Source organism: Streptomyces sp. NPDC054796 (assembly GCF_053611545.1).
This window is the reverse complement of the sequence record NZ_JBSHAO010000078.1, coordinates 18,447-28,335: the sequence shown is the minus strand read 5'-3', so window position 1 is coordinate 28,335 and position 9,889 is coordinate 18,447. Positions and strand designations below refer to the sequence as shown.

8 protein-coding genes are annotated in these 9,889 nt (G+C 70.8%); all 8 read left to right on the top strand.

All coding sequences use genetic code 11. The features are described 5' to 3' along the window. Window positions 1-525 precede the first annotated feature (525 nt). The 8 genes from casA to ACWGJ2_RS36730 all read left to right on the top strand — a co-directional run bounded on the left by casA (window position 526) and on the right by ACWGJ2_RS36730 (window position 9,845). The gene (casA, locus tag ACWGJ2_RS36765; RefSeq protein WP_453350726.1) at window positions 526-2,073 is read left to right on the top strand and encodes a type I-E CRISPR-associated protein Cse1/CasA; all 1,548 of its coding nucleotides are present in this window, start codon (window positions 526-528) and stop codon (window positions 2,071-2,073) included. Between the two features lie 30 nt (window positions 2,074-2,103). Next, window positions 2,104-2,781, top strand: a complete 678-nt coding sequence (locus ACWGJ2_RS36760; protein ID WP_453350725.1) for a type I-E CRISPR-associated protein Cse2/CasB — start codon at window positions 2,104-2,106, stop codon at window positions 2,779-2,781. 1 nt (window position 2,782) lies between these two features. Next, window positions 2,783-3,985, top strand: coding sequence for a type I-E CRISPR-associated protein Cas7/Cse4/CasC (cas7e, locus tag ACWGJ2_RS36755; RefSeq protein WP_453350724.1), 1,203 nt, complete (start codon window positions 2,783-2,785; stop codon window positions 3,983-3,985). Continuing rightward, window positions 3,982-4,770 (top strand): type I-E CRISPR-associated protein Cas5/CasD, encoded by a 789-nt coding sequence (cas5e, locus tag ACWGJ2_RS36750; RefSeq protein WP_453350723.1) that lies wholly within the window; start codon window positions 3,982-3,984, stop codon window positions 4,768-4,770. Before cas7e ends, cas5e begins: the two co-directional genes overlap by 4 nt. Continuing rightward, complete coding sequence (cas6e, locus tag ACWGJ2_RS36745; RefSeq protein WP_453350722.1) at window positions 4,767-5,468, top strand: type I-E CRISPR-associated protein Cas6/Cse3/CasE; 702 nt, start codon at window positions 4,767-4,769, stop codon at window positions 5,466-5,468. The genes cas5e and cas6e overlap by 4 nt, the downstream gene beginning before the upstream one ends. A 39-nt stretch (window positions 5,469-5,507) precedes the next feature. After that, window positions 5,508-7,091 (top strand): Mu transposase C-terminal domain-containing protein, encoded by a 1,584-nt coding sequence (locus ACWGJ2_RS36740; protein ID WP_453350721.1) that lies wholly within the window; start codon window positions 5,508-5,510, stop codon window positions 7,089-7,091. Continuing rightward, the gene (locus ACWGJ2_RS36735; RefSeq protein ID WP_453350720.1) at window positions 7,088-7,945 is read left to right on the top strand and encodes an AAA family ATPase; all 858 of its coding nucleotides are present in this window, start codon (window positions 7,088-7,090) and stop codon (window positions 7,943-7,945) included. The genes ACWGJ2_RS36740 and ACWGJ2_RS36735 overlap by 4 nt, the downstream gene beginning before the upstream one ends. A 934-nt stretch (window positions 7,946-8,879) precedes the next feature. Continuing rightward, window positions 8,880-9,845 carry a TnsA-like heteromeric transposase endonuclease subunit gene (locus ACWGJ2_RS36730; RefSeq protein ID WP_453350719.1) on the top strand — a complete coding sequence of 322 codons (966 nt, stop codon included), beginning with the start codon at window positions 8,880-8,882 and terminating at the stop codon, window positions 9,843-9,845. The last annotated feature ends 44 nt before the right edge of the window (window positions 9,846-9,889 follow it).

Here is a 9,889-nt window from a genome sequence, read left to right as displayed (position 1 = left end):
CGCGCCGCCCCCCCCGCCCCCCGCCCCCACCCGCGGCCGCCCCGCGCCGGCGGGGGGGGGGGGCCGCGCGGGGCCCCCCCCCCCCCCGACAGGAGCCGGCGGTCCCGCCCGCGCTGCCCGCAGAATCCGCCCCTCCCGGTGACGCAAAAGAATCCGGACCCGCCGGTAATTTAAATGCGAACAGTGCGGCCGAACTGTGCGATTAGGAAAAGCCGTACCCGACTCGCTAATATGGAAATACGAAGGCGGTGCAGCCTCGCTGCGCCCCCCTCTGCCTTCCCTCCCCGCCGCTACGCCTCGGGCACCGCACCCCCTTGATGCCAGGCGCGCAGCGACTCCGGCCGTTCCGGCGCGGCTTGACCTGGCCACGCGCCTGCACCCGGACCCGCCTTTTCCCCTCTGCCTGGCATGCCGCGACGCGTTCACCCCTGCGCGCCGACGGCCCCCTTCCGCATGCACAGAAACCCCCTCCGGCTTTTTTTCATTCCTTTCTCATTTCCGCTGCCCGGCGCCTGGAGTCCCGCAGTGCCCGCACCGTCATACCCCACCGACAAAGAACCCTGCATTCCCGCCCTCTTCCTCGACGGGCACCAAGAAAGCCTCGGCTGGCGCGATCTGATGCTGCACGCCCACGAGATCGAGGACCTGGCCCTGCCGCTGCCCCCCGCCGCCTCAGCCGCGCTGCGGCTGCTGACCACGCTCGCCGCCCGGGTGACAGGCCTGGACGAGGCGGAGATGAGCGCGGGGGAGTGGGCCATGCGCCGCCGCGCACTGCTCAAAGACCCCGGCGGCTTCGACCCCGACGCCGTCCACACCTACTTCGACCACTACACCTGGGACCTGTTCGACCCCGCACGCCCCTTCCTGCAGGACCCCCGCCTCGCCCTCCAGTGCGAGGAGCGGGCGGGCGTGAACAAGCTGGTCTTCGGACGCCCGGAAGGCAACAACCTTGCCTGGCTCAGCCCGCACCGCGACACCGACCCCCAGCCGGTGCCCAGCGCCCAGGCCCTGTGGCACCTGCTCATCCACCACCACTACGGCGCATCCGGCCAATGGTCCAGCCGCACCGTGGACGGCCACCGCAGCAGCCAGGCCAACGCCGGGCCCCTGCGCTCCACACTCTCCTTCCACCCGCTGGGCCGCACCCTGTACGAGACGCTCCTGGCCGGGGTGCCCAAACCCGCCGACGACTGGCCCGAGGCCCAGGACCTCGCCCCCTGGGAAGAGCCCCACCTGCCCGACCCGCTGGCCCCGCCGGCACCGCTCACCCGGCCCGCCCGGCTGCTGACCGGCCGCTCCTGCCACGCCCTCCTGCTCCTGCCCGCCCCCGACGGACGCCACGTCACCGACGCCTACCTCACCTGGGCGACCCCCCACAAACTGCCCGCCGCCGACCCCTTCCTCATCCACCACCTCGACACCGGCGCCCCCGTCACCCGACGGCTCACCCCACGCCGCGCGGACGCCGACCGGGCCCTGTGGCGCGACCTGGACGCCCTGCTCCTGGCCGGCGATGAAAAATCCGCCGTCCAGCGCCCCGAGGCCTTCACCACCCTCAACGACCTGCCACCCGACCTGCGCGCCCAGCTGCGCGTACGCGTCCACGGCTTCGACCAGGACGGCCGTACCAGCAATCGCACCTGGTACACGGCACTCACCCCGCCCATCTGGCCCTGGACGCAGGAACACGACCCGCGCGCGGCCGAACGGTTCGCCCAATGCCGCACAGAGGCCGAGGACATCGGCGCCCTGCTGCAAAAGGCCTCCGCAAGCGCCTGGCGCGCGATGCACACAACCTCCGGCACAGCCCCCCGCGTCCCCCGGCGGCTGCAGTCCTGGACCCGCAACGCCCTGGCCACATACTGGCCCCGCGCCGAGAGCGTCTTTTGGCAACTGGTGGAAGACCCCGGCCGCGACGCCCGGCAGGCGTTCGCCACCGAGGCCGTCGCCGCCCTGCGCACCGCCGCCCAACCCGTCCTCACCCAGCACTTCCCCGCCGCCCGCCTCCTCGCCCACGCGGTGGCCCAACTGCGCCGCCCGCCCCATCCGCCCGCCCGCCGACACTCCTCCTGACCCCCACGAAACCCTCTTCAAGGAAGCACCGTGCCACCGCTCACCACCGCGCAACGCCGCGCCCACTACGACGACTTCGTCGCCGATGTCATCGGCCTGTGCGCCCACAACGGCATCCGCAGCGACCTCGCCTCCGGCCGGGGACGCCCCGTCGAGCACTGCGAGCGCATGCAGCAGCACCTGGCCGCCCGGATCCGCCGCTTCGGCGCCCGCCGGGCGCACTACACCATCGCCGCCCTCATCGCCCAACAGCGCCACCTGCCGCACGAGGACACCCCCTACACGCCGGAAGAAGCCCGCCCCGCCCCCGCAGAGGACACACGCGGCCACACCAGCCCGACGGCCCGTCCCGACAGCCCGCCCGGCACCGACAGCGCAGCGAACCCACCGGCCCAGCCCGGGCACCGGACATGGCGGGCCCGCCCGAACCTGGGGATCACCCTCGCCCTCGCCGTGACCCGGCACCACTTCCCGCAACACCGCATGGACGAACGCGTCAAGACCCTCACCCGGCTCTCCACCCCGCTGCTGCACCCCCGGCTGTGGTCACTCACCTCCCACCTGCACAGCCGCAACGCCGCCCGCCTCGACTTCGCCGTCCTGCTGGAAGACCTGGCCTGGTGGGACGAAGACCGCCCGCACACCGCCGCCCGCTGGCGCGAGTCCTACTTCCTCACCCTCGACTCCCTCACCCCCCAGGAGACCTGAGATGCCCGCTCCCGCCCGCTACATCGACCTGCACGCCCTGCACCCCGTGCCCGCCTCCCTGCTCAACCGGGGGGAGGACGACGAACCCAAGACCATGCTCTACGGCGGAGTGACCCGCAGCATGGTCTCCTCCCAGGCATGGAAGCGGCCCATCCGCCTGGCGCTGGAAGAAGAACTCGATGAGCACGCCACCCGCACCCGCACCCTGCCCCTGCACCTGGCCGACGCCCTGCGCGAGGCCGGATGGCCCGAGGGCCTGGCCGCCTTCGCCGGCGCCCAGGCTGCCCGCTCCGCCAGCACCAAAGGACTGAAGACCGACGCTCAGCAGGGCGGCATCACCAGAACTGCCCTGCTGCTGGCCGACATCCTTCCCGAGATGACCGAGCTGTGCGAGAAGCACCGGTCCGAACTCGAAGAAGCCCACACCGCCCATACCGCAGCCGTTGCAGCGGCCGCCGAGAAGAAAGCCCGCGGCGGCCGCAGCAGCGAGCCGGCGATACCAGCCGTCCTGCCCACCCGCACCGTCGCCTCCCTGCTGCGCCGACGCACCGCGACCATCAACCTCTTCGGCCGGATGCTCGCCGAGATCCCCGACGGCCACGTGGACGGCGCCGTTCAGCTCGCGCACGCCTTCGCCGTGCACCCAAGCGATGCGCAGCCGGACTACTTCACCACCGTGGAGGAGTGGCCCCGGCCCCACGAGACGGGCAGCGCATACCTGGAGACAGCGCTCTTCACCACCGGCATCCTCTACCGCTACGCCACCGTCAACCTCACCGAACTCACCCGCAACCTCCACGGCGACCAGGCCCAGGCACTGCGCCTGCTCGGCCTGTTCACCCAGGCGTTCATCGAGGAAATGCCGCAGGCGAAGAAGACCTCCACCGCCCCGCACACCCTGCCCCACCTGCTCCACTACGCCATCCGCGACCGCCGCCCGGTCTCCTACGCCGCCGCCTTCGAACAGCCCGTCAAACACGCCCCTGGAGGCGGCTACACCCTCCCCGCCGTCCAGGCCCTGTGCCAGCACGCAGATGCAGTCAACCGGCTGCTGGGCGAGCGCCGCCGCATCGCCCACGGCCACAGCACCCTCCAAACCACCCCCCTCGACCACCTCGGCACCCCCCACGCCTCCTTCGCCGACCTCACCCACGCCCTCACCACCGCCGCCGCCGAACCCTCCGCCTCCCCGGCACACGCATGAACGGCATCCTGCTGCGCCTGGCCGCACCGCTGATGTCCTTCGGAGAACACGCCGCCTTCCGCCACCGCGACACCCTCTCCTTCCCCACCCGCTCCGCCCTCATCGGCCTGTTCGCCGCCGCCGACGGACACTCCCGCCAGCAGGCACTGGCCCCCGACCCGGCCACCGGCACCAACCCCTACACCGACCTGGCCTTCACCATCCGCGTCGACCGCCCCGGCACCCGCCACACCGACTACCACACCGCCGGCGGCGGCCGCCCCCACAAACAAGGGCTGCGCACCAGCAGCGGCGGCTACCGCGCCCAGAAGGCCTCCACCTTCACCAGCCACCGCGTCTACCGGGCCGACGCCGTCTTCACCGTCGCCGTCCACGGCCCCGACCCGCTCCTCGAACACCTCACCCAGCGGCTGGAACAGCCCGTCTTCGCCCCCTACCTAGGCCGACGCGCCTGCGTTCCCGACGAACCGCTTGTGCTGCGCGGCGTGCACCCCGACCCGGTGCACCAACTGCGCACCCGGGCCCCGCTCAGCCTGCCCGCCCCACCCCGCCCCGAACAGGCCACGGTGCCCGTCGACTTCCTCTGGGACACACAGCCCGCGCACCTGCCCGCAGCCCACGCCCACTACGAAATCGCCGACGACCCCGCCGACTTCACCCCCACCCACCGCGCGTACCGCACCCGCCGGGTATGGCGCACCACCGAATACCTCCCCGCCGCCCTCTACACCCCCCGCCCCCCGATCGAGGCCCTGGCCGCCTACCTTCAGCAGGACACACCGTGACCGCCACCCCGGCCCACCCCGCCGCCATACACCGCACCGCCACCTTGACCCGTATCCGGCTCAACACCCGCAGCCGCGCCGTGCGCCGCGACCTGGCCAACCCCGGCAGCCTGCACAAGACCGTCATGACGCTGGCCCCCGACGCACTGGGAGACCAGCCCCGGCGCCAAGCCGGACTGCTCTTCCGCCTGGAACACGCCACCCCCACCACCCCTCTGCATCTGCTCGTCCAGTCGCACCAACCACCCGACCTCACCCGCCTGCCACCCACCTACGGCACCAGCGAAACCCGCGACCTGGCCCCCATGTTCCAGGCCCTCACCGCCAGACGACGCGTGCGCTACCGCATCACCGCCAACCCCTGCGTCCGCCGCAAAATCCCCGCAACCGACCCCCTCGCCGCAGCCGCAACCCGCTACACCGCCGTACCCCTCCAAGGCGACGACGCCCTGGCCTGGTGGCAGCGCAAAGCCACCCTCGCGGGCCTGGCTCTCGAAGCCGCCACCCTCACACCCCACCCCGCCTCCCGCCACCCCATCACCAGCGAGAAGACACCCGGCACTTTCCGGTACGCCCTCACCCGCTTCGACGGCACCGCCACCGTCACCGACCCCGACGCACTACGCCACGCCCTGCTGGCCGGCGTCGGCCGCGGCAAATCCTATGGAGCCGGACTGCTCTCCCTCGCCCCTGCCTGACCCCACACCACCGCCACGAAGACGGGAAGCAAGCCCTCCATGCCTGCCAGCCCACCACCCGAGACCCCCTACGACACCACTTCCCTGCGCGCCGCCGCTGTCGACCGCCTCCTGCAACGGCGGCAGGAGGGACGTCTCACCCACCCCCACCTGCGCACCGTGGCCGAAGCTTTCAGCGTCCACTGGCGCACCGTGCACCGCTGGATGACCAACGCCACGAACCACAACGGCACCTACACCCGCCCAGGCCGCCGCCACTTCACCCTCACCCCCGCCATGCACGACGCCATGGCGCGCTGGCACGGCAACATCAGCGCCGCCTACCGCGAACTGCGCGCCGAGGGGCACCTGGGCAACCCTCCGGCCTCCCAGGCCACCTTCTACCGCGCCGTCGGCCGTGAACTCAGCCCCGGCCAGCGCGCCGCACTCGAAGGCGGGGAAGCAGCACGCAGCCGCCACGACGTCCACCGCTTGCGCCCCCACGGCTACCGCAACCAGGTATGGGAGACCGACCATGTCGAGGCCAGCGTCTGGGTCAACCTCGAGGGGCGCCGCAGTAAACCCTGGATCACCTGGTACATCGACCACGCCACCTGCGTCATCACCGGCCTGGCCATCACCCCCCACTACCCCAGCCGGGACGCCATCCTCGCCGCAGCCCGGGACGCCATCCTGTGCGGAGGACACCACCGGCCCTTCGGCGGCGTCCCCGGAAAGATCCGCACCGACCGCGGACGTGACTTCCTCAGCAACACCGTCCGTGAAGCGTTCGGGAAATTCGGCACCGATCTGATCGTCCTGCCGCCCTACAGCCCTCATCTCAAGGGCACCGTCGAATCGCTCAACGCCGCCGTCAAGCACATGCTCTTCAAAGGCATGCCCGGCTACACCCACACCCGCCGCAGCCGCCGTGACAAACGCGGCCGCGACCTGTGGAAGCTGGAAGACCTCATGGACTACGAAGTCTTCGTCACCCGCGTCCTGGAATGGGTGGAGTGGTGGAACAACGACCACACCATCGCCCGCCTGCACCGGCGCAGCCCGGCCCAGGCATGGGCACAAGACCTGACCCCCATCAAGACCCTCAGCGCCGAAACCCTGCACACCTACACCCTGGAACACGTCGACCGTCCCCTGACGATCACCAGCAAGGGCGTGGAATGGAACGGCGCCTACTACGTCGGCAAATGGATGCACGGCCACGGCAGCGCCGGTGAGATGGTCCGCCTGCGCCACGAACCCCACCACTACCACCGCGTCGAACTCTACGACGCCCACACCCTTACCTACCGCGGCTCCGCCGTCCGCAGCGACGAGATGAACCCCCAGGAAGAAGCGGACTACACACGGGCCAAGCGCCGCGAAGCCGACCACTACGCCGCCAAAGCCCAACAGGCCCGCAAGAACGCCAAAACCCGCCACGCCGCCACCTCAACCCCCGCCCCCCTCCAGCCCCTCAACCGCCTCAGCGCCAGCCAAGCAGCCGACCAACTCCGCCAACCGCGCCGAGAGGACCACGACACCCACCCCGAAGCCCGCCCCGACCTCCTGCACCGGCCCGCTCCCGCCTCCACCCGCTGGACCAAGCCCGAACCCGCCCCCAAGAAGCCGGAAAAGCCATGACCACACCACCCACCGCCCCCGCCACCTCCCCGCGGCCGCAGGAGCCTGCCGGCTACGACTACGGGCGCCTGGCCGGTGCCCGCGCCATCCTGACCCAAGCCAGCGAGGAAACCTACGCCAACCTGGTCACCACCATGAACGCCCACAACGGCCGCGGCGCCCTGATGTGTGTCCACGGCGGCGTCGGCCTGGGCAAGACCTTCGCCGTCAACCTCCACCTCGACGAACTCGCCCCTCACACCACCATCCGTATCGAAGCCGTCTCCTCCGACCGCCAGCCCCTGCGCGACCATCTCTACAGCAAACTGGATCTGCACGAACTGGCCCCCGCACAGCGCAACCACTGGGAAGCGGTCAAGGAAGCCTTCTCCGCGACCCCCCGGGTCCTCGTCGTCGACGAGGCACAGAAACTCAAGACCCGGGACTTCGAATTCCTCCGCGAACTGTGGGACGCCCACGAGACCCGGGTCGCCATCGTCCTCGTCGGCGCCGAGTCCTGCTACCAGAAGATCAAACACCGGCCAGCACTCGCCTCCCGGATCCTGGTCTGGCAGCGGTACAAGCCCCTGACACCCGACGAAGTCCTCACCGTCATCCCGCACTACCACCCCCTGTGGGCCGAGGTACCAGCCCAGGACCTCCTGTGGGTCGACGACCTCGCCTGCCACGGCAACTTCCGCCAATGGGCCAAGATCACATACCTGATGCAAGAAAACGCCAGCACCTCCGCCCCCAGCAGCCCGTCACCCGACCCCCCTGACGCGCCCGAACCCCCCTCCCACTCCCCATACAGCCGAGACCTCGTACGAGCCGTCCTCAGCAGAATTGACCCCACACAACGCCCCAACTACTGACACGAACAGCCCAGCCAACCCACTACGCACCACCCCAGACTCAGCCCAAGCGCGACACGCAAAACCACAGAGACCGGCGCCGATGTTGCTAGCCGCGCTCGCCCCGGAACGCCCAGAGCGACTCCCGTCAGGAGAATCAAACGACGAGCATGGCCACGACCCACCCCGCTCTCGGCCAGTCAGCCCCAAAACGGCCGACGAACTCTGCACCCAGGACAGAGAAGAAAGCACATCCGCTACCACTCCTCTCGACCACCACAGCACAACCCGACCCACTGAAGGGGCGCTTCGCTCGAACCACCGACGTGACGGCCAGAATCAGGCCGCCCAGATGTGTGCTTCACCAGCGGTGTCTTTCGCCAGAAGGACGCACACCCCTCATATGGCTGGTGAAGCACTATTGAGGACATCAGCGGTCCGCAACGGGCCCTACGAAGTCTCGTTTCGGCAAAGCCGTTGAGAGAACGCAGGTCAGGAAGAGGTCCTCCCCGCGCAGCCGGGGGTCAGCCCTGCGCTGCACAGCACCACATTTCAGGGCGGGAGTCCTCCCCGCGCAGCCGGGGGTCAGCCGCGGATGCTGGCGGCGTCGCCCGGCTCCAGGCCGTCCTCCCCGCGCAGCCGGGGGTCAGCCGGCGTGGTCTCCGCCGTCCCATGCCACGTTCACGTCCTCCCCGCGCAGCCGGGGGTAGTTGGTCAAGGGCACCTACACCTTGATCGTGCTGGCTCTTCTCCGAGCAGCCGATCGGCAGGCTCCGAGCTGCGCGCATTCTGACGCGCGAGAGGCGGCAGTCCAGTGAGATAGGGCGCCTGGCGCCCAGGATTACCCGGGGGGCTCCTCCGTGCGGGTCCCTCGTACAGGTTAATTCGGGTCTCAAGGTACTGACGCGTACTCCACCGGTCTTACAAAGGATGGAAAGCGAGGGGGAGATGGTGCATGGGGGCTACGGGGGATGTGCAGGTAGGGCTGCGCTATGTGGGGCGGCGCACGGCCGCCTGGCGGCCGCTGGGGGAGATTGGGCTGGAGGAGGTCGCCTCCGCGCTGCCCTGGCGGCGGCATGTGACCTACCGGGGCGAGCGGCTGGAGTTCGCGTCGTATATGTCGGCGACCACCGGAGCCCCTGTGGTGGCGGCCGATGGCATATGGAACCGGCTGGACCTGGCCGACCATGACCCCCATGTGCGGGTCATCATCGGGCAGCCTTTCCAGCTCCGCATCGCGCACGGGCCCGCCCGGCAGGGGTATGTGCCCGACCTCCTGCTGGCCGATCGCGGCGGGAGGATCACGCTCGTCGACGGGACACCCACCGCGGGCGGCCTGCACCCTTCCCAGGAGGTACTGGAGTGGGCGGCGCAGACCGCGTCCTCGCAAGGCTGGCGGCACGAGTGCTGGAGGGGCCCGGCCGACCCGCACCTGCTGACGACGGTGGCGGCGCTGGCCGCCTACAAGCGGCCCCTGCGCGCCGGACACGCGCTGATCGAACCCGTCCTGGAGCTGTGCGCACACCGGGAGCGCAGCATCCGTGAGGTCGAGGACCACTTCGCCTCCAGCGCGCCGCACCTGCTGGTGCGGGAGACCGTGCACCATCTGCTGTGGTGGGGCGATCTGGCCTGTGACCTGCGGGCCCCAGTAGGCATGGCCACCCGTGTACGCACCGATGCCCGGGCACGGCGCCCGTCCCCCGCCCAGTGGAAGCCGGGCACCCGCCTCCAGATCGGACACGAGCGCGCCACCATCGTGCGCGCCCCCGCACACGACATCGTCCTCCGCTTCGATCCTTCCGCGCGCGCCTACGGGGCCCGGGAGCGCCGGACGGGCCGCTGGGCCCTGGCCCGGCAGGCCACCGCCCTGCCCGCCGCCTACCAGCAGCCCCTGACCCTCCAGCGGCCCGTGCGGTACTGAGCGCTACCGGCGACCGCGGTGCTCTGGTGGTGCGCCCGGTCCTG

Bases quoted from the DNA above. Each gene is read 5' to 3' on its own strand.
- cas7e (WP_453350724.1), top strand. From the start codon at position 2,783: ATGCCCGCTCCCGCCCGCTACATCGACCTGCACGCCCTGCACCCCGTG.
- cas5e (WP_453350723.1), top strand. From the start codon at position 3,982: ATGAACGGCATCCTGCTGCGCCTGGCCGCACCGCTGATGTCCTTCGGA.
- ACWGJ2_RS36740 (WP_453350721.1), top strand. From the start codon at position 5,508: ATGCCTGCCAGCCCACCACCCGAGACCCCCTACGACACCACTTCCCTG.
- ACWGJ2_RS36735 (WP_453350720.1), top strand. From the start codon at position 7,088: ATGACCACACCACCCACCGCCCCCGCCACCTCCCCGCGGCCGCAGGAG.
- ACWGJ2_RS36730 (WP_453350719.1), top strand. From the start codon at position 8,880: ATGGGGGCTACGGGGGATGTGCAGGTAGGGCTGCGCTATGTGGGGCGG.